Origin of the sequence: Bacteroides sp. GD17 (assembly GCF_038448625.1) — a bacterium.
Classification (GTDB): Bacteria; Bacteroidota; Bacteroidia; order Bacteroidales; family Bacteroidaceae; genus Bacteroides.
The window spans coordinates 65,055-85,108 of record NZ_JBCEZS010000011.1; the positions used below are offsets into that span (position 1 = coordinate 65,055).

Consider the following 20,054-nt stretch of genomic DNA (forward strand, 5'->3'; position numbering starts at 1 on the left):
ATTTTAGTATATTTGCAAACTTAAATTAAATGAAAAAGAAATATGAAGAGGAATCTTATTGTATTATTAACCATACTGGCTTGTGGCTTGACAGCCTGCAAGTCGGGACAAAAGAAAGATGGAAACATGGAACAAGAAACGAAGTTGAAGATTGAAACAAGTGCGGGTGATATCGTTGTAAAACTGTATAACGAGACACCGAAACATCGTGATAACTTTATCAAACTGGCTGAGAACGGCACTTACGAAGGTACGCTGTTCCACCGCGTCATCAAGGACTTCATGATTCAGGCAGGTGACCCTGAGTCGAAGAATGCTCCGAAGGGCAAGATGCTGGGTTCGGGCGATGTGGGCTATACCATTCCTGCCGAGTTTGTTTATCCGAAGTACTTTCATAAGAAAGGTGTGCTCTCTGCGGCACGTATGGGCGATGATGTGAATCCGAAGAAAGAATCATCCGGTTGCCAGTTCTACATTGTGACGGGAAAGGTGTACAATGACTCTACGCTTCTCGGTATGGAGCAGCGTATGAACCAGAACCGTTTGAATGATGCTTTCAATGCGTTGGCACAGAAGCACATGAAGGAAATCTACAAGATGCGTAAGGACAACGATCAGGATGGGCTGATGAATCTGCAAGACTCGCTGATAGCACAGGCTGAGGCGCAAGTGGCGGGAGAACCTGAGTTCCACTTTACGCCGGAGCAGGTGAAGGCTTATACCACTGTAGGCGGTACTCCGCATCTGGACGGTGCATATACCGTATTCGGCGAGGTGCTGGAAGGCATGGATGTGGTCGATAAGATCCAGCAGGTGAAGACTGACCGCAGTGACCGTCCCGAAGAGGATGTGGTTATCAAGAAGGTAACTGTGATAAAGTAAATGAAGATTAATAAACTAACCTTAGACAACGGTCTGCGGCTGGTGCACCATGAGGACACCAGTACGCAGATGGTTGCGCTGAACATTGTTTACGACGTGGGTGCCCGCGATGAACATCCCGACCACACTGGCTTTGCACATCTGTTTGAGCATCTCATGTTCGGCGGTTCGGTACATATCCCCGATTACGACGCCCCCTTGCAGCAGGCGGGAGGAGAGAATAACGCCTGGACAAACAATGATATAACCAATTACTACCTCACCGTTCCCCGTTCCAACGTAGAAACCGGCTTCTGGCTGGAGTCCGACCGTATGCTGGAACTGGCCTTCAGCGAGCAAAGCCTCGAAGTGCAGCGCGGCGTGGTGATGGAAGAATTCAAGCAACGCTGCCTGAATCAGCCTTACGGAGATGTAGGACACTTGATGCGCCCTTTGGCCTATCAGGTGCATCCCTATCGCTGGCCCACCATCGGCAAGGAACTTTCGCACATAGCCAATGCCACGCTGGACGAAGTGAAGGATTTCTTCTTCCGCTTCTATGCCCCTAACAATGCAGTATTGGCTGTCACCGGAAACATTTCGTGGGAGGAAACTGTTAGGCTGACTGAGAAATGGTTCGCTCCTGTTCCCCGGAGAGATGTTCCCGTGAGGCAGTTGCCGCAGGAACCGGTGCAGACGGAGGAACGGCGGCTGATGGTGGAACGTAATGTCCCGCTCGATTCTCTGTTCATGGCTTTTCACATGTGCGGCCGCGAAGAAGAAGATTATTATGCATTCGATATTCTGTCGGACATTCTCAGCAACGGACGTTCCAGCCGGCTGAACCGCAAACTGGTGCAGGAGCAGAAGCTCTTTGCCAGTCTCGATGCCTATATTTCGGGTACGCGGGATGCGGGGTTGTTGCAGTTTAGCGGCAAACCGTCCGCAGGTGTGTCGCTGGAGCAGGCCGAGGCAGGCATCCGCCGGGAGTTGGAGGAGCTGAAGCAGGAACTTGTAGGAGAGCAGGAACTGGAAAAGGTAAAGAACAAGTTTGAATCTACCCAGATATTCGGCAACATCAACTACTTGAATGTAGCCACAAACCTTGCCTGGTATGAACTGACGGGGCAGGCGGAAGACATTGACCGTGAAGTGGAAAAATATCGTTCCGTAACGGCCGAACAGCTTCACACGGTGGCGCAGCGGACTTTCCGGGAGGAGAACAGCGCAGTGCTGTATTATATGAAAAGTAAATGAATAAACTGATACAGACATACGGAGGGCATTACAAAGCCCTGTTCCTTTTGGGGTTGCCTATCGTTATAGGTCAGCTGGGTGTCATCATCCTCGGTTTTGCCGATACGCTGATGATAGGGCATCACAGCACTGCCGAACTGGGCGCCGCCTCTTTCGTGAACAATCTTTTTACCCTTTGCATCATTTTCAGTACCGGCTTCAGTTACGGGCTGACCCCGATTGTAGGCGGTTACTACGGAAACCGCCGTTTCCCCGAAGCCGGACAAGCTTTGCGGTGCAGCCTGGTTGCCAATGTCCTGGTAGCCGTATTGCTTACCCTCGTTATGACTGTTCTCTATTTCAATGTAGAACACCTGGGGCAGCCCGAAGAACTGATGCCATTAATTAAACCTTACTATCTGGTGTTGCTTGCCTCGCTGGTATTTGTCATGTTGTTCAACGGCTTCAAGCAGTTCACGGACGGCATCACCGATACCAAGACCGCCATGTGGATTCTGCTTGGAGGAAACGCACTGAACATTGTAGGAAACTATATCCTTATCAACGGAAAGCTCGGTTTGCCTGAAATGGGACTGCTTGGTGCCGGCATCAGTACACTCTTCTCGCGTATCGTCATGGTGGTGGTCTTTGCGGCGATTGTGTTCCGCAGCCGACGTTTCATCCGCTATAAGATTGGCTTTATGCGCTTGGGGTGGTCTACGCCGATGTTCAAACGACTCAATGCGCTGGGCTGGCCCGTCGGCCTGCAGATGGGGATGGAGACGGCTTCTTTCAGTCTCAGCACCATCATGGTGGGATGGCTGGGGACGCTGGCGCTTGCCTCGCATCAGATTATGCTGACTATTTCGCAATTCACCTTTATGATGTTCTACGGTATGGGGGCTGCGGTGGCGGTTCGCGTCAGCAACTTCAAGGGGCAGAACGATATACAGAATGTGCGCCGTTCGGCATACGCCGGTTTCCACATCATCCTCTGTATGGAGGTGGTGTTGCTGAGCATCGTCTTTGCGCTTCGCAGTCATGTGGGCGGCTGGTTTACGGACAATGTGGAGGTGTCGTCGCTGGTGGCTTCCCTGTTCTTCCCGTTCCTTATCTATCAGTTTGGCGACGGCTTGCAGATAAACTTTGCCAATGCCCTGCGCGGTATCTCGGATGTGAAACCGATGATGATTATAGCCTTTATATCCTATTTTATTATATCTTTGCCCGTAGGATATCTCTGCGGCTTTGTATTCGGCTGGGGGCTGGTAGGCGTCTGGATGGCTTTCCCGTTCGGACTGACCAGCGCGGGCCTGATGCTATGGCTGCGGTTCCGATATAAAACGAGATGAAGGAAGAAAAGAGTAACGTTTCCAGACTGAAGATTGCCGTCGGCTATACGTTATTACTGGCGGTATTGTTCTTTTCCCTGGTCTTTGTACACCGGGAAATGGAGAACCTTACGCGCTCCGATGACTATGATGTGCAGTGGACGGACAGCCTGCTGGCGCTTCTGCGCGAGAAAGATACGAATACCATCACCATGCTGCGCACGCTGAGCGAAGCGAACGAAAGCATGATTTCCACCAACGACATCGAGCAGATTATTGCCCGGCAAGATTCGGTCGTAACCCAGCAACGGGTGCAGCACCGCATCGTCAGCCATCGCGATACCGTCGTTACCAAACCCAAGAAGAAAGGCTTCTTCCGCCGGCTGGGCGAAGTGTTTGTGCCGCCCAAGAAAGATACTGCCATACAAGTAAAGACCTCCCTCGAATTTGCTACCGATACGGTGATCGAAGCCTACAATCCTACCGACTCTCTGCACGAGAAGCTCCGTGCCGTGGCTCAGCAGCAGAAGCAGGTGAGTTCTGTTATACAGCGTCGCAACCGCTACCTGCAACGTCTTGACCGAATGCTGACTGCGCGCATAGACAGCTTGCTGAAGGACTATGAAGAAGAAACCTTGGAGCGTGCCCGTGCCGAAGCAGAATACCGGCAGATAGTCCGCCGTCGTTCTGCCCGCATCATCGGCAGCATTGCCATAGGGGCGGTATTGCTCTCTGCGTTCTTCCTTATCATCATCGGGCGCGACGTCACCCGCAGCAACCGCTATCGCCGCGAACTGGAAGAAGCGCGCCGCCGTGCCGAAGACCTGCTTGCCACGCGCGAGAAGCTGATGCTTGCCATCACCCACGACTTCAAAGCCCCCCTCGGCTCCATCATGGGTTATGCCGACCTGCTTGCTCGCCTCACGGTGGACGAGCGCCAGCGCTTCTACCTGGATAATATGAAAACCTCTTCGGAGCATCTGCTGAAGCTGGTTGTAGACCTGCTCGACTTCCACCGCCTCGACCTGAACAAGGCGGAAGTCAACCGCGTCACCTTCCATCCTTCGCGTTTGCTGGAAGAGATACACGTCAGCTTCGAACCGTTGACGGCTGCCAAAGGACTGACTCTGAACTGCGATATCGCCCCCGAACTGTCGGGTACTTTCATCTGCGACCCGCTGCGTCTGCGGCAGATTATCAACAACCTGCTTTCCAATGCTGTGAAGTTTACCGACCAAGGCAGCGTCACGCTGACCGCACGCTATGAAGACCGTCGGCTGGTGGTGGCCGTAACCGATACAGGCAAAGGCATGGACCCTGCCGACCGTGAACGCATCTTCCAGGAGTTCACCCGTCTGCCCGGTGCGCAGGGCAAAGAAGGTTTCGGCTTGGGGCTTTCCATCGTACGCATGCTGGTGCAGCTGCTCGAAGGCGATATAGATGTGGATAGTGTACCGGGCAAGGGAAGTACCTTCACCGTACGGGTACCGCTATTCCCCGTAAAAGGAAGAGTCGCAGACCCCGCAACGCATACCGATACTGCCGCGCAAGAAGAAAGTCCGTGTTCTTCCGATGCCTCTGCGTCTTCCGCGGTTTCCCCTTCTCTCCGCGTCCTTCTTATCGATGACGACCGCATCCAGCTCACCCTCACCGCCGCCATGCTCCAGCAGAGCGGCATCGCTTCCGTTTCTTGCCTCCAGCTGGACGAACTGCTCGACGCCTTGCGTACCGATACCTTCGACGTACTCCTTACCGATGTGCAGATGCCCGCCATCAACGGCTTCGACCTGCTGCAACTGCTGCGTGCTTCGAACATTCCGCAAGCCCGCACTATCCCGATAATAGCCGTCACCGCCCGTAGCGACATGCAACGCGAGGAGTTCACCGCACACGGCTTTGCCGGTTGCCTGCACAAACCCTTCACGGTGCAGGAACTTCTTCGTGAAATGAATGTGGCAGGAGACGCTTTGCCGGTTGCCGGGAGCACTGTTCCCGACTCCCTTTCGGGCTATAATTTCTCTGCCCTTACTGCCTTTGCCGACGATGACCCCGAAGCGGCAAAGTCTATCACCGAGAGCTTTGTCTCCGAAACCCGCCTCAATGCCGAACGCCTGCTGAAGGCTATGGAAGCCCGGGACGTGGACGATATCGCTGCGGTATCCCACAAGATGATTCCGGTCTTTACCTTAGTAGGAGCTGCGGAACTCGTAGCGCTATTGAAAGAACTGGAAGCTTCCCGTGCCCTCCCGTTCTCCGAAGAGATGGGCTTGAAGGTACAGACGGCTCTTTCGCTGATAGATGATATGCTAGCGGTCATGCCTTGACATTATGGGGTGTAACATCAGTACTTAGCATAGATCACTTTAGGATTGAGGGAGGCTCACCTATATACTGAGTACCCTGAACTTCCCCATCTATTATCAAAAAACATCCCCATCTTTTACCCTAAAAGATCCGGATGTTTTAGAGGAAAAGATGGGGATGTTTTGGGACAAAAGACCCGGATGTTTTGGGCGCTCGGTATAGGAGTGTGAGGTGCTCAGTCCTAATGTGTGAAGTGCCCGGTCCCGGTGTGTGGGGGCTTAGTTCTTAGTCCTTAGGGATATGTCTCTTCGGCAATTGGGCGCAGACCTCTATTCGATAAACGGTTCTGCGAAGGTTATATTTGCTTTTTCTCCTTTTAGTCAACCAAATCTCATCAGAATTTGTTTACTTTGCAAAGCGGTTTAAGCGCTGACTATTGAATAAAGTTTTCATGAGAAAGAAATGGTTGAAAAGAGCACTTTGGGTGCTGCTTACTCCTATTATACTGTTCGTAATACTGATGGTATTGCTCTACGTGCCTCCCGTACAGAATTTTATACGGAAGCAGGCCACGGCAATGGCATCGGACGCCACGGGTATGGACATTTCCGTGGACCGTATCGACCTCCGTTTCCCCCTGAACCTGCTGGTGCGCGGCGCGCTGGTGGTGCAGCCTGCCGATAGCGTTGCGGGCGTGCAGCATCCCGACACTTTGCTGAGTATGGAAAGCCTGAACGTCCGTGTGCAGGCATGGCCCCTGCTGAAGGGGCGCGTCGAAGTAGACGACATCACCCTGAAACAAGTGGCCGTCAACTCCTCCAACCTGATAGAAGGCATGCAACTGAAAGGCGTCCTCGGACGTTTCTTTCTCGAAAGTCACGGCATAGACCTGAGTAAGGAAGACGCCATACTGAATAACATCGAACTTAGCGACACCCACGTACAGGTACTGCTTGCCGATACCACCGAGACTCCCAAAGATACTACCGAAACTGCCCTCAACTGGAAAGTTACTCTCCATGCCTTGACATTGAAGAACGTTTCCGTAGACCTGCAGATGCCTCTCGACTCCATGCGCCTGGCCGCCCATCTGGGCGATGCCAAGATTACCGATGCTGCCGCCGACCTGAAACACCAGTTCTACGGCTGGAAGAAGTTTCTGCTCTCCGGCACTTCTCTCAACTACGATACAGGCAGTACCCCTGTCGCTACCGACAGCATTGACGTGAAACCCGTCGAAGGCTTCGATCCTTCGCATATCGCCTTGCGCGACATCCGCATCGGCATTGATTCCGTGATGTACATGGGCAAGAATATGAATGCCGTCATCAGTGAATTCTCCATGAACGAACGTTCCGGTCTGAGTGTAAGTTCCTTGACCGGACGTCTCTTTGCCGACTCCACAGTCATCCGCATCCCCTCCCTGAAGTTGCTTACCCCGCATAGCGAGATGAACCTCACCGCGCAAACCTATTGGGAACTGATAAACATCCCTACTGCCGGTCGCCTGACTGCCCGTTTCAGCGCCCGCATCGGCAAGCAGGACGTACTGCTGTTTACCGGCGGACTACCCGAAACCTTTAAAGAAGCTTATCCGTTCCGCCCGCTTGTGATCCATGCCGGTACGGAAGGAAATCTGAAACAAATGCAAATCACCCGCTTCACTGCCGACCTGCCCGGAGCTTTCTCCCTGAGTGGCGGTGGTGAGTTTTGGAACCTGACCGATAGCCTGAAGCGCAGCGGCAGCATGGACTTTGAAATGCATACGCAGAACCTGAACTTCCTGACCGCACTCTCGGGTACCGTCCCCGACAATTCCCTCGTGATACCCGACAGCATGAACCTAGCTGCCCGCGTAGGATTGGACGGTCCGCAATGCACTGCCGCCCTGAAGTTGCAGGAGCAAGCAGGCACCCTGAATCTGGATGCTTCCTATAATCTCTCTACCGAAGCCTATCATGCCGACCTTGCCGTCAATGCCTTGCAGGTGCATCATTTCCTGCCCAAAGACTCCATCTACACCCTGAGCGCCCATGTTGCCGCCAAAGGGCAAGGCGTGGATATCGCCTCGCATAAAACCGTTGCCGCCCTGGAAGCCTCTTTGAAAGAACTGCAATACAGGCATTGGAACATTTCCGGTATAGACCTGCATGCCGGGTTGAAGTCTTCCGTCGCCACCGTCCGCCTGGCCAGTGACAACCCGTTGCTGAAGATGCAGGGAGATGCCGACATGCATCTCGACCGCCGCTACCTGGACGGTACGCTGAATGTAAACGTAGAAGAAGTGGACTTGCACAAATTAGGCCTCACTCCGCAACCGATGAAACATCCGTTTGCCTTTAATCTGGGGGCAGAAGCACGCCACGACTCCATCAAACTGAATCTGGATGCCGGCGACCTGAACATGCGCTTCCGCGCCCGGAGCACCTTGAAGAAACTGCTGACCCAGTCCGACGAATTCGTTGCCTTGCTGATGAAGCAGCTGAAGGAAAGCCGTCTGGACCATGCCGCCTTGCGGCGTGTGCTCCCCTCGGCAGGCATGCAGTTGACGGCAGGAAAGCAGAACCCTGTTAGCTACTTCCTGGCAACGAAAGATATCTCATTCCATGACTTCAACCTTCGTTTCGGCTTTACTCCCACACGGGGCATCAACGGCCGCACCGCTGTACACGGGTTGCGGATGGACTCCTTGCAACTCGATACCATCTTCTTCAGCGTAAGGCAGGATACAGCCCTCATGCGTCTGCAGGGCGGTGTCATCAACGGACCGAAGAATCCGCAGTTCGTATTCCGCAGCACATTGACAGGCGAAATACGCAACGAAGACGCAGAACTTACAGTGGACTACACGGACGGCAAAGGAAAAACCGGCGTGCTCTTCGGTGTCAATGCCCGTCCGCTGGTCGAAGGACACGGAAAAGGAAACGGGGTCTTGCTGAATCTAATACCTGCCGAGCCTATCATAGCCTATCGCAAATTCCACTTTGTGGACAACAGCAACTGGATTTACCTGCACAAGAACATGCGTGTCTATGCCAATATCGATATGGACAGTGACGACGGCCTCTGCTTCCGCATGCAGTCCGACCGGAAAGATACCGTCTCCCTGCAGAATATAAATGTAGAATTGAGCCGCCTGCGGCTGGACGAGTTGACGGATGTGCTTCCCTACATGCCGCGGCTTACCGGATTACTCTCCGCCGAAGCCAACTATATACAGACAGCCACTTCCCTGCAGGTATCTGCCGAAGCCAATATCGACAAGCTGACTTATGAACGCCAGCCTGTTGGGGATATCGGCTTGGGAGCTACATGGCTACCGGGTGATAAAAATACACACTATCTCAATACCTACTTCACCTTCGATGACGAGGAGGTACTGACTGCCGACGGCATCCTGACGCAGAAGAACGGCAAAGATACGCTGGAAGTAACCACCCGTCTGGAACATTTCCCGTTGAAGATGGCCAATGCCTTTATCCCCGATCAGGTGGTGGCATTCACCGGAGACATTGACGGCGGACTGTATATTTACGGTTCCATGGACAAACCGAAGATGCACGGTGATATTGCGCTGGACAGTGTGTCAGTCTTTGCCCGCCAGGCAGGTGCGCGTTATTGGTTCGACAACCGTCCCGTGCAGATAAAGGATAACCAACTGATATTTGACAAGTTTGCCATCTATACCACCAGTAAGAATCCGTTTACGATTGACGGAAACATTGACTTCCGCAATATGGAACGCCCCACTGCCAACCTTAATCTGCTGGCCGAGAACTATACCCTGCTCGATGCCCCCCGTACCCGCGAGAGTCTGGTCTACGGAAAAGTCTTCGTCGACCTTCGTGCTACCGTGCGTGGCCCGCTCGACGGACTGACCATGCGCGGAAACATGAACCTGCTGGGCAATACGAACGTAACCTACGTGCTGACCGATTCTCCGTTGACGGTAGAAGACCGCCTCGAAGGATTGGTTACCTTTACTTCCTTCACCGATACCACTTCGGTGAAAGAAGACGATGGTCCGGCCATGTCCTTGGGTGGTCTGGAAATGTACATGTCCGTCCACATCGACGATGCGGTGCGCCTGCGTGCCGACCTGAGTCCCGACCGCAGTAAGTTCATCGAACTGGAAGGCGGCGGCGACCTGAACCTGCAATACACTCCGCAAGGTGATATGAACCTGACCGGACGCTATACCCTTTCGGGTGGTGTCATGAAGTATTCATTACCCATCATCCCGCTGAAGGAATTCCAGTTCAACCCCGGCAGTTATGTAGACTGGCGCGGCAACATCATGAACCCCGTGTTGAGTCTGAAAGCCACGGAACGCATGCGTGCCTCTGTTGCCGACGGTGACGGAGACGGTTCGCGCATGGTGAACTTCGACGTCTCCATCTCCATCAAGAACCGCCTCGATTCGCCCGACCTGATCTTCGACCTCTCTGCTCCCGAAGATGCCACTGTAGAGAATGAGTTGCAGGCGATGGGTGCGGAAGAACGCAGCAAGCAGGCCATTGCCATGCTTGCCACCGGCATCTATCTGAACAGTGGCGCCAAAGGCGGAGGCCTGACGATGGGTGCTGCCCTGAACAGTGTGCTGCAGAGCCAGATTAATTCTCTTGCCGGAGGTATAAAGGGTGCCAACATCAGCGTCGGGGTAGAAGACCGCACCTCTGCCGAGACCGGTGATACGCAGAAAGATTTCAGCTTCCGCTATTCACAACGTTTCTTCAACGACCGTGTGCAGATAGTGATTGGAGGAAAGGTTTCCACCGGTGCCAATGCAACGAATGATGCAGAATCTTTCATCGACAATATCTCGTTGGAGTATCGTCTTGATACGTCGGGTACCCGCTATGTGCGCGTATTCCATAACAAGAACTACGAAAGCGTGCTCGATGGGGAGATTACCGAAACGGGTGTCGGCCTCGTACTCCGCCGTAAGATGGATCGCCTGAGTGAGCTTTTCATCTTCAGGAAGAAAAAGAAAACTGTGGAGGAGGAACAATGATAAAGTGAATAGCGATATGAGACGATTGATACTATATATAATAGGTATGCTATTTCTGGCAGGATGCTCCACCACCAAGCACTTGCCCGAAGGGGAGATACTTTATACCGGTCAGAAACCGATGATTGTATTGAACCGCAGTGAGACTGCCGTCGGCGAGGTGGCGATGGAAGAGGTGGAGGCTGCCCTTGCCACTGCACCGAACAACTCTTTGTTAGGAAGTTCCACCATTCGTTATCCTTTCCCCCTTGGCTTGTGGATATACAACGGTTTCCAGAAGTACGAGAAAGGCCTTGGCAAATGGATATTCAACCGGTTCGCCGCTACTCCGGTACTGCTGTCTACCGTGAACCCTGATATTCGTCAGAAGGCTGCTACCAACTTGCTGCGCGATTATGGCTACTTCAACGGCACGGTGAGCCACCAGACCTTTATAGACCCGAAGGACTCTTTGAAAGCTAAACTGCAATATACAGTGAACATGCGCAATCCTTATTTCATAGATACGGTGTATTACCGTGGCTTCAACCAGCGTACTACGCGTATCATGGAGCTGGGGCGGAGACATTCGCTTATCAGTCCGGGCGAACAGTTCAACGTAACCGATCTCGACGGGGAACGTACCCGTATCAGTACCTTGTTGCGCAATGTGGGTTGCTACTATTTCCGTCCCGACTATCTGACTTACCAGGCGGACACAACGATGGTGCCCGGAGGACACGTCTATATGCGCCTGATTCCTATCCCAAATATGCCGGAAGTTGCCGAGAAGCCCTTCTATGTAGGCAATCGTTCTTTCTATCTTCTTGGCAAGCAGGGAGAAGAACCGAATGACAGCATCGACTACAAAGGACTTTCTATTCACTATTACAATAAGTTGGGCGTACGTCCGAATATGCTTTACCGCTGGCTGAACTATCAAGGCTATCGCCGGAAACGCCAGGTGCAGGACAGTGCAGGTATCTCCCGCCAGCGTTCCATGCAGAGCATGTACAGTTTGTATCGTCAGACTCGCGTGCAGGAGCGCCTCGCCAATGTCGGCATTTTCCGGTATGCCGAGATGCAATATGTGCCGCGCGACACGGCGTTTGTTTCCGATACGCTCGATATGAGGATCGTTGCCGCCCTCGACAAACCATACGATGCCGAACTGGACTTTAACGTCACCATGAAGAGTAACAACCAGACGGGGCCGGGTGCTGCCTTCACCGTGACCAAGAACAATGTCTTTGGCGGTGGCGAGAGCTGGAATGTCAAAGTGAACGGCTCCTACGAATGGCAGACAGGCAAAGACCGCTCTTCCCTGATGAACAGTTATGAGATGGGTGTCTCTACCTCGCTCATGTTCCCGCGCATCGTCTTTCCCCGTATGGGCGACCGCGAATACGACTTCCCGGCAACAACGACTTTCCGCCTGTACATCGACCAGATGAACCGTGCCAAGTATTACAAGCTGCTGGCTTTCGGTGGAAATGCTACATACGATTTCCAACCTAAGCCTACCGTGAAGCATAGTATTACTCCTTTCCGGTTGACGTTTAACGTGCTGCGCAATCCTACGGCAGCGTTTGATACTCTGCAGGCTAAAAATCCGGCGCTTTATGTCAGTTTGCGTAACCAGTTTATTCCTGCTATGGAATATACTTATACGTATGACAATGCCTCCCTTCGTGGCAAGCGCAATCCCATCTGGTGGCAGACTACGGTTGCATCGGCTGGTAATATCACTTCTGCCATTTATCGTATTTTCGGGAAGCCTTTCAGTGAAAAGGAGAAGAAACTGTTCGGTGTACCCTTTGCCCAGTTCCTGAAGTTGAATTCGGAGTTCCGGTACCATTATCGGATAGACAAGAACCAGATGATAGCTTCGCGCATTGCAGGTGGTGTAATCTGGTCTTATGGAAACATGAATGTTGCGCCTTATACCGAACAGTTCTATATCGGTGGTGCCAACAGTGTGCGGGCCTTCTCGGCGCGCAGTATCGGTCCTGGTGGCTATCCGCCCAATGATGGAGAGAAATACACTTATATCAATCATGTCGGTGATATCCGTATGGAGGCGAATATAGAATACCGCTTCCGCATTATCGGTGACTTGCATGGGGCGTTGTTCTTGGATGCCGGTAATGTGTGGCTGATGCGTAAGGATGAAAGTCGCCCGAACGGTGAGCTTACTTTGAGGAATTTCCCGAAGCAGATAGCTCTTGGCACGGGAACGGGCTTGCGCTACGACCTCGATTTCCTTGTTTTCCGTCTGGACCTGGGTATAGGTTTGCATGACCCGTATGATACCGGGAAATCGGGATACTACAATATTCCTAAGTTCAAAGATGGCCTGGCCTGGCATTTTGCTATTGGTTATCCGTTCTAAATGTACGTTTTTGAATGAATAGTGGTAAAGAATGAACTAAATCTCCCTCTTATGAGACGTAAATTTTAGTACATTTGCAACCGTAATCAATGTGATACACTAACCTTTTTAAATAATAACTAATATGAAACCAACTTTATTCTTACTGGCAGCCGGTATGGGCAGCCGTTACGGTGGCTTGAAACAATTGGACGGACTGGGTCCCAATGGCGAAACTATTATGGATTACTCTATTTACGATGCTATCAATGCCGGTTTCGGTAAGCTCGTTTTCGTTATCCGCAAAGACTTTGAGCAGGACTTCCGCGATAAGATTATTTCTAAATACGAAGGTCACATCCCGTGCGAACTGGTGTTCCAGTCTATCGACGACCTTCCCGAAGGCTTCACTTGCCCCGAAGGCCGTACTAAACCGTGGGGAACCAACCATGCCGTAATGATGGGTGCCGACGTTATCCACGAACCGTTTGCAGTTATCAACTGCGACGACTTCTACGGTCGCGATTCTTTCCAGACGATGGGTAAATTCCTTTCTGCACTGCCCGAGGGCTCAAAGAACGTTTATTCTATGGTAGGTTTCCGTATCGGCAATACGTTGAGCGAAAGCGGTACTGTATCTCGCGGTCTTTGCGGAACAGATGCCAACAATCTGCTGACTTCTGTTGTAGAGCGTACCAAGATTCAACGCATGGACGGTGAAGTGAAGTATATCGACGATAACGGTGAATGGACAGCTACTCCCGAAACAACTCCGGTGAGCATGAACTTCTGGGGCTTTACTCCCGATTACTTTGCATATAGCGAAGAATTCTTCAAGACTTTCCTCAGCGATCCCAAGAATATGGAGAACCTGAAGAGCGAATTCTTCATTCCGTTGATGGTTGATAAATTGATTACCGACGGTATCGCAACCTGTGAAGTGCTCGACACTACCAGCAAATGGTTTGGTGTTACTTATCCCGAAGACCGTCAGGATGTGGTAAATAAGATCCAGGCATTGGTGGATGCAGGTGAATATCCTGCCAAGTTGTTCTAAAGAATAAATCAGAGTCTGACCACCGCCTCGCATGCCTCGGCCACTGCCGGGTGGTGAGTGACGAAGATAAATGTTTTGCCTGCGCAGTTTCTGCGCAGGTTTTTTATTAGCTGGTGCTCCGTCTCGGGATCGAGGGCAGAGGTGGCTTCGTCCAGCAGCAGGATATTACCGGGACGAAGCAATGCACGGGCGATGGCTATGCGTTGGGCTTGCCCTTCGCTGAGGCCGCCGCCTTGCTCGTTGAGGGGAGAGTCTATTCCGTCAGGAAGCTGGAATACAAAATCAGCGGTGGCAGTGCGCAAGGCTTGGTGCATGGCTTCGTCAGTAGCTTGTGGATTGCCCATCAGCAGATTATCGCGGATGGTACCGCTGAAAAGAGTGTTGCCTTGGGGGACGTAGACAAAGTTGCTTCGGGTTTGCGGAGACACTTCAACAGTTGATAATTGACTGTTGATCATTGTGGATGAGGGCTGCGCTATAAGTATTATTTCCCCTTTTTGCGGGCTGGCAAGGGCGAGCAGCAGGCGGATGAGAGTTGTTTTGCCTCTGCCCGTTTCTCCTACTACAGCAGTGCAGCTTCCGGCAGGAAAACGACAGGAGAAATGACTGAAGACAGGGCGGTCGCCAGGGGTATAACCGAAGGTGACGTCTTTCAGCTCCAAATCCGGAGTAGTAGGGAAGAGGATGCTTTCGCCACTGGTTTCGGCAGGAAGAGCTTCGAGCTCCAGCAACCGGTCTATGGCGGTGAGGGCATTGACTACCGAGGGTATCAGGCGTGAGAGGTCGAGAACGGGACGTTGCACTTTTCCTACCAGTTGCAGGAAGGCAGTCATTGTACCGAAAGTAATGCTGCCTGTGCTGAGGCGTACGGCTCCCCAAAGAAATGCAATGAGATATCCTCCGGAAAAGGCGAAAGCAACGAACATGCGGGCAGTCAGCGAGAAGCGGGTGCGCCCCATGACCTGATTGCGAAGCACATCCTGTAAGTCATCGAGCTTGTCGATGTGGCGGTCGCTCTGTTCCAGGGTTTTGATTACTGTGCGGTGTTGCAGGCTCTCCTGGATGACGGACTGGATTCGGCTGTCGCTATGGCGTATATCATGCGTGTAGCGTTTCATGCGGCGCATGTAGAAGCGACTACCCAACAGGAAAACGGGAAGAATGGCCACAATAAGCCAAGGCAGTGAGGGATCGAGGAAGCAGAAGAAGAGGAAAGCAGCCAACAACTGTATGCTCGTGACGATAAATGCAGGTACCGAGGAAGTCAACAAACTGACAATGGCAGACGTATCCTGCTCCACGCGGTTCACTACATCGCCGGTATGAAAACGCTCCAACTCGTTCCAGCGGCTTTGCAGTAACCGGGAAAAGAGGCGGTGGCGCAATGCATTCCCCGTTTCTATCTGCATACGGGTGCTTATCCAGGTATCGGCGGCGCCGCAAAGAAGCTGTACTATGAGCAGGGCGATGGTAAGGATGGCTGCGTGCATCATGTTGCCGCCGGTTACTCCGGTTGCAATATCTATCACCTGCTTGGAGGCGTAGATAAAAGCAAGCGCAAAAGCTACTCCCAAGGTGCCGGTAAAGCAACTCAGCAGAATCCTTCCACGCTGTCCGGCGGAGACTTCCCAAATGTATTTCAGCTTTTTGCTTTGCATACTTTTTAATATGCCACTCCGGCTTCTTGCAGGTGCTTAATGAACTCTTCGGCATCTTTGTATGCCTGTTCCTCCGTCACGTCGTAGTGTTCGGTCAGTATCTGCACTAATCTGTCGGTGTCGAACTCCTGATGCTCAATCTCCGTCCACAGAAAGGCTGCGGTAGGGTTCAGGTTGATAATATTGCTGAAGTCGATGTTGGAGGAACCGTCTTGCATCACAATGCATTCTTCAGCTATCTTGTGTAGGAAAAGTCCTTCTTTGATTCTCATGATTCTGTAGTTTTATTAATTGTTTTTAGATTCGTCTGAATATTGCCAGTAACCAGCGGCGCAAGGGCTTTAGCTTCAGCCACCAGTAAGAATATCGCCTCCATGCCTTGCTCTGGGCAGAGTATCGCTTTTCTTTCCGTATGGCTTCTGTCATCAGCCCCATCACTTGGTCGATGGAAGTCTCTTCTGTCTGTGCAAGGTTACCGTCGCCTTGTAGTATCAAGGTGTCGTCTTTGCGACTGATGATGCGGTGAAAAACGATGCGCCCCGTTGTATCACGTGCCAGTACAGTGGCACCGGGTTGCAGGTCCTCTGGAGTAAAGCTGCCTAAAGTAACCCGGTCGCGGCGGTCCACCAGAAATGGGTTCATGCTGTTTCCCCGGACGATGATGGTCGCCGTATGCCCTTCTTCTATCAGTCGGGCTACTTCGGGAAGCAGTATTTCATTAGGGATGCTTTTCTTCATTGGAATTTATGACTGTGCAACTGTTCTTACCGGATGGCGTTCCATGCGAGTTCTGCTGCTGTTTTATCAGGCAGGCATTTCAGATGGAAAACCCGCGCGTGGGATGCAATGCAGGTTACTACCCGCACTACTTTTGCATACATCTCTTTATCTTGTCTCAGGTAAGAGCAGGAAGGCAACAAGGATGCAAAGGCGTGTACTGTTTTTTCTAAACGTATTTCGTTCTGCGGTGCCTGCTCCAGGCGGACAAATGCGCCGACAGGGGCAGATTCGTTCCGATAGCAGGGTGTTTTCCCGCTCCATGGTGAGCCGTAGACTGTGATTTTGTCGGTGAGGCACTCTATATGTACTATCGGATTGTCGTCATTCAGCAGGTGACTGCCCTCGATATGTTCCAACCATAACGAAGTATGTGTGCTTTTCCCTGTACCGCTTTTCCCGAGGAAAATATATCCTTTGTCCTTGTTCACTACTACCGAAGCATGCATCAGCAAGGTACAGTGTTGTATGGCATTAAAGGCATAGAGCATCATCAGGAAGTTGTTGAGGATAAAACTTTTTGTATTTCTCTGTTCGGCACTTTCCTCTGTAGCTTTGCTGCCGGTGGACAGGTATGCGGTGCAATGATGGAAATTGTCGGTACACTCCATGCAGTAAGGAACTTCTGCATTTCGTGGCGTAATGGCTACAAGGTATGCCTTGTCTGCCAGTGGGCGGATGACGCAGTGTGCGTCTTCCCAGTCAAAGCCGATGTCAGCAGCGTTGTTATCTGCCGGCATTGCTTTATGTGCATCTTCCAGATAGAGCTCGAAGATGGGCTGTTCATTTGTCTGCATCGATTCGACAAATGGTGAGAGCGCAGGTAGTGTTTCCGCAATGTCTATGGTAGAACCGTTGGCAATGCGGAATATATGCGGACCGACGCGATATGTCAGAAAAGGCTTGTCCATGAGGTTGTTTGTTTGTCTTGCTTTATAGCCTATTATTAAACTATTGAGGCAAATATAGTGAATTATTGGTGACTTATTGTTAAGTTAGAGTAATTGTCACGACAGAATATCCTCCACGATAGATAGTTTCAACGTATTTGTAATTATTAAAGGGCATTAATTTCTTCAGCACTTAATCCGGTGATTTGAGAAATGAGTGTACAAGCTATCCCTGCTTCTTTCATTTTACGGGCATTGTTCAAGCGCTCTTCTGCTTTTCCCCTTTTTTCACCAATTTCTATTCCTTTCTCTATTCCTTCTTTTTCCGCAGCATCCAATACACACAAATTTGTGCGGTACACATTCACGCTATTCTGATAGCGTTCCTGCTCCTCTTTGCTAAGAGAAGCTACATCGACAATGTCTTCCAGTTTTTCGAAGACTGCCTTGCGTGCCTTGAACGGCATTCGTTTCAGTGTCTCCATATTCTTCAATGTATATATCCAACGTTCAAAATCTGTTTCACATTCCTCCTCTTCCTTATCGAATAGAGGTAACGCAATAAATATCGGCCGTATCCGGTCGCAGAACAACTCGCCCGTATCACGGTCGGCAAGAATCACATCCGTACGGAACTTAACGTTCTCACTGAACAGAAAGTTCATAAAGAACACACCGTACACTGCCTTTACGCTAAACTTCCATTCCGTACCAGGCTTTGCCTGCTGCACAATGGCATTGGACAAATAATAAAGCGCCCGTTCCTTAAAATTCGTTTGCGACTTGTTTTGCATCTCCACAATGATCTTTTCACCAGTGTCCGTACTGCAATAAATGTCGTAAATCAGTCCTCGTCCCTCATCGTATTGAGGCAGTTGTTCGTTATTCAAAAATGTGAGATCTGTTATCACCCGTTCCCCTACCAGCAAGTCATTTAAGAAGTCTATCAATAAGTCTTTTGATATTTCTTGGCCGAATATTTTCTTGAAACCGTAGTCGGTAAACGGATTTATAAATCTACCCATGTTTTGCGTGCTTTAATGTTTCTGCAAATATAGGTAATTTGTTTGAGAACCTGAATTGAAACGGGTTTGTTTTTTCTTTGTTCAATCCGCTGCGAAGGATAAATGGGTATTTATAGTAAGATACTCCTTTCTGATTTTGTTCTATTTCTCTTCTAATTCGTCCCTTCTCCCTGTCTTCTTCTTGTCTATAGAGTGGGAATTTACAAGAACCGGATAAGACTCGGGTAAGAACCGGGTAGGAAGAAGGTAGGAATCGGGCATAATTGTTCTAAAACTCCGTTTATGCCTTGCGGATATGTATTCGCACAGCGCGAATACATATTCAAGCCTTGTGAATATCCGTTCGCAAGGCTTGAACAGAGAATGTTTACTGGAAAGAAGAAGTTCTACCTTGTTTGCGGTTAAAAATATGATTTAAGCCGCAAAATTTGCGGCTTATTGGCAGATGGTAGCCGCATCATCATCTGACTTCTTTCTCCTTGCGATAATCGATGGGCGAAATTCCTGCCCGGCGTTTAAAGAACTTGCCGAAGGAAGATTGGTCGGAGAAGTGCAGGGTGGCGGTGATCTCTTGTATGGAGAGTTGCGAGCAGGTCAGCAGATTGCGGGCATCGCTGTAGAGCATCTCGAAGATGAAGTCGCAGACGCTTTGTCCGGTAATGCGCTTTACGATTAAGGTGAGGTAATGGGCGGAGAGGTTCAGCTTGGAAGCATAAAAATCTACTTTGTGCTCTTGGCGGTAATGCTCCGTCAGCAGTTCGATGAAGGACTTGATGATGCTTTCATGGCGTGTCAGGTTGGGGTCATCGTTGCATTCGCTTCTTTGGTCGATGATGTTGCTCAGGTCGAGGTAGAAGGCGAAGAGGGTGTTTAGTATCATGTCTTTGTAGTGTCGGTGGGTGGTGTTGCTTATTGCCTGGTCGATGGCGGTTATTCTTGCGGTGAGGAGGGAGAAGTCTGTATCGCTCATAGCAAGTATAGGATTGTTGTATAGTTTTACGCCGTATCTTATCCGTTTGTAAATCATATCGGTAGAGTCCATATCTTCCATGAACTCTTTGCCGACCAGGAGGCAGAGGCAGTTGAAATCCGTACTGTAATCCTCGAAATAGAAGAGGTGGGAGGCAGAAAGTACAAGAGTGGTACGGGCGTCTACCGGATGTTGCTTGTGATTGATGTTTGCCCGGGCTGTTCCAGATAAAACCAAAATGCAGACTGCTGCCTTGAAAAATACGGGAGTAGACAGATGCCGGTCAACACCGTTGGCATTGACTTCCATGCAGTTTATCTTCCTGCGTATATCTTCTGTATTTCCTTCTACAAAGTCGCTGATGCTTTTGATGTGAACGGTTTGTTTCATGTCCTGATCTTCTGCTTGAATCTTTGCACAAAGGTACTTAAAACCTTTGGTTGGTACAAATAAAACCAATTTTGTTCAATTTGGAATTTCGGGCGGCAGGGCTTTTTGCCGACCTTTGCAGCCGGTTTTGGGAAGGGGCAAGTACGCTTGCGCGCGCTAAATTCCCATTTAGAAGAAACGTAATTATAATA

At 50.8% G+C, this 20,054-nt stretch carries 13 protein-coding genes; 7 read left to right on the top strand and 6 right to left on the bottom strand.

Annotated elements, in window-relative coordinates; all coding sequences use genetic code 11:
- The first annotated feature begins 42 nt into the window (after positions 1 to 42).
- The 7 genes from AAE250_RS16460 (at position 43) to AAE250_RS16490 (ending at position 14,153) form a co-directional block, all read left to right on the top strand.
- Positions 43 to 882, top strand: coding sequence for a peptidylprolyl isomerase (locus AAE250_RS16460; protein ID WP_294595590.1), 840 nt, complete (start codon positions 43 to 45; stop codon positions 880 to 882).
- Positions 883 to 2,118 (top strand): M16 family metallopeptidase, encoded by a 1,236-nt coding sequence (locus AAE250_RS16465; protein ID WP_294595592.1) that lies wholly within the window; start codon positions 883 to 885, stop codon positions 2,116 to 2,118.
- On the top strand, positions 2,115 to 3,449 hold the full coding sequence (locus AAE250_RS16470) for an MATE family efflux transporter (RefSeq protein ID WP_294595594.1): 1,335 nt from the start codon (positions 2,115 to 2,117) through the stop codon (positions 3,447 to 3,449). The genes AAE250_RS16465 and AAE250_RS16470 overlap by 4 nt, the downstream gene beginning before the upstream one ends.
- Positions 3,446 to 5,752 carry a hybrid sensor histidine kinase/response regulator gene (locus tag AAE250_RS16475; protein ID WP_294595596.1) on the top strand — a complete coding sequence of 769 codons (2,307 nt, stop codon included), beginning with the start codon at positions 3,446 to 3,448 and terminating at the stop codon, positions 5,750 to 5,752. The genes AAE250_RS16470 and AAE250_RS16475 overlap by 4 nt, the downstream gene beginning before the upstream one ends.
- 431 nt (positions 5,753 to 6,183) lie before the next feature.
- Positions 6,184 to 10,746: a translocation/assembly module TamB domain-containing protein gene (locus AAE250_RS16480; protein ID WP_294595598.1), complete on the top strand. Its 4,563-nt coding sequence runs from the start codon at positions 6,184 to 6,186 to the stop codon at positions 10,744 to 10,746.
- A gap of 16 nt (positions 10,747 to 10,762) precedes the next feature.
- A complete protein-coding gene (gene tamL, locus AAE250_RS16485; protein ID WP_294595601.1) occupies positions 10,763 to 13,117 on the top strand; it encodes a translocation and assembly module lipoprotein TamL in 2,355 nt (784 codons plus the stop codon).
- A gap of 124 nt (positions 13,118 to 13,241) precedes the next feature.
- Entirely contained in the window at positions 13,242 to 14,153 is a 912-nt protein-coding gene (locus AAE250_RS16490; protein ID WP_294595603.1) for a nucleotidyltransferase, read from the top strand.
- Between the two features lie 8 nt (positions 14,154 to 14,161).
- Here AAE250_RS16490 and AAE250_RS16495 read toward each other — a convergent pair whose 3' ends face one another.
- From AAE250_RS16495 to AAE250_RS16520, 6 genes are all read right to left on the bottom strand, one after another.
- Positions 14,162 to 15,811, bottom strand: coding sequence for an ABC transporter ATP-binding protein (locus tag AAE250_RS16495; protein WP_294595605.1), 1,650 nt, complete (start codon positions 15,809 to 15,811; stop codon positions 14,162 to 14,164).
- Positions 15,812 to 15,816: 5 nt separating this feature from the next.
- Positions 15,817 to 16,083 carry a PqqD family protein gene (locus tag AAE250_RS16500; protein ID WP_294595607.1) on the bottom strand — a complete coding sequence of 89 codons (267 nt, stop codon included), beginning with the start codon at positions 16,081 to 16,083 and terminating at the stop codon, positions 15,817 to 15,819.
- 25 nt (positions 16,084 to 16,108) lie between these two features.
- Positions 16,109 to 16,549 carry a S24/S26 family peptidase gene (locus AAE250_RS16505; protein WP_294595608.1) on the bottom strand — a complete coding sequence of 147 codons (441 nt, stop codon included), beginning with the start codon at positions 16,547 to 16,549 and terminating at the stop codon, positions 16,109 to 16,111.
- 26 nt (positions 16,550 to 16,575) lie between these two features.
- Positions 16,576 to 17,499, bottom strand: coding sequence for a hypothetical protein (locus AAE250_RS16510; RefSeq protein WP_294595610.1), 924 nt, complete (start codon positions 17,497 to 17,499; stop codon positions 16,576 to 16,578).
- A 146-nt stretch (positions 17,500 to 17,645) separates the two neighbouring features.
- Entirely contained in the window at positions 17,646 to 18,503 is an 858-nt protein-coding gene (locus AAE250_RS16515; protein WP_294595612.1) for an Rpn family recombination-promoting nuclease/putative transposase, read from the bottom strand.
- A 460-nt stretch (positions 18,504 to 18,963) separates the two neighbouring features.
- The gene (locus tag AAE250_RS16520; RefSeq protein WP_294595614.1) at positions 18,964 to 19,863 is read right to left on the bottom strand and encodes a helix-turn-helix domain-containing protein; all 900 of its coding nucleotides are present in this window, start codon (positions 19,861 to 19,863) and stop codon (positions 18,964 to 18,966) included.
- Between the last annotated feature and the right edge of the window lie 191 nt (positions 19,864 to 20,054).

Bases quoted from the DNA above. Each gene is read 5' to 3' on its own strand.
- AAE250_RS16460 (WP_294595590.1), top strand. From the start codon at position 43: ATGAAGAGGAATCTTATTGTATTATTAACCATACTGGCTTGTGGCTTG.
- AAE250_RS16465 (WP_294595592.1), top strand. From the start codon at position 883: ATGAAGATTAATAAACTAACCTTAGACAACGGTCTGCGGCTGGTGCAC.
- AAE250_RS16470 (WP_294595594.1), top strand. From the start codon at position 2,115: ATGAATAAACTGATACAGACATACGGAGGGCATTACAAAGCCCTGTTC.
- AAE250_RS16475 (WP_294595596.1), top strand. From the start codon at position 3,446: ATGAAGGAAGAAAAGAGTAACGTTTCCAGACTGAAGATTGCCGTCGGC.
- AAE250_RS16480 (WP_294595598.1), top strand. From the start codon at position 6,184: ATGAGAAAGAAATGGTTGAAAAGAGCACTTTGGGTGCTGCTTACTCCT.
- tamL (WP_294595601.1), top strand. From the start codon at position 10,763: ATGAGACGATTGATACTATATATAATAGGTATGCTATTTCTGGCAGGA.
- AAE250_RS16490 (WP_294595603.1), top strand. From the start codon at position 13,242: ATGAAACCAACTTTATTCTTACTGGCAGCCGGTATGGGCAGCCGTTAC.
- AAE250_RS16495 (WP_294595605.1), bottom strand. From the start codon at position 15,811: ATGCAAAGCAAAAAGCTGAAATACATTTGGGAAGTCTCCGCCGGACAG.
- AAE250_RS16500 (WP_294595607.1), bottom strand. From the start codon at position 16,083: ATGAGAATCAAAGAAGGACTTTTCCTACACAAGATAGCTGAAGAATGC.
- AAE250_RS16505 (WP_294595608.1), bottom strand. From the start codon at position 16,549: ATGAAGAAAAGCATCCCTAATGAAATACTGCTTCCCGAAGTAGCCCGA.
- AAE250_RS16510 (WP_294595610.1), bottom strand. From the start codon at position 17,499: ATGGACAAGCCTTTTCTGACATATCGCGTCGGTCCGCATATATTCCGC.
- AAE250_RS16515 (WP_294595612.1), bottom strand. From the start codon at position 18,503: ATGGGTAGATTTATAAATCCGTTTACCGACTACGGTTTCAAGAAAATA.
- AAE250_RS16520 (WP_294595614.1), bottom strand. From the start codon at position 19,863: ATGAAACAAACCGTTCACATCAAAAGCATCAGCGACTTTGTAGAAGGA.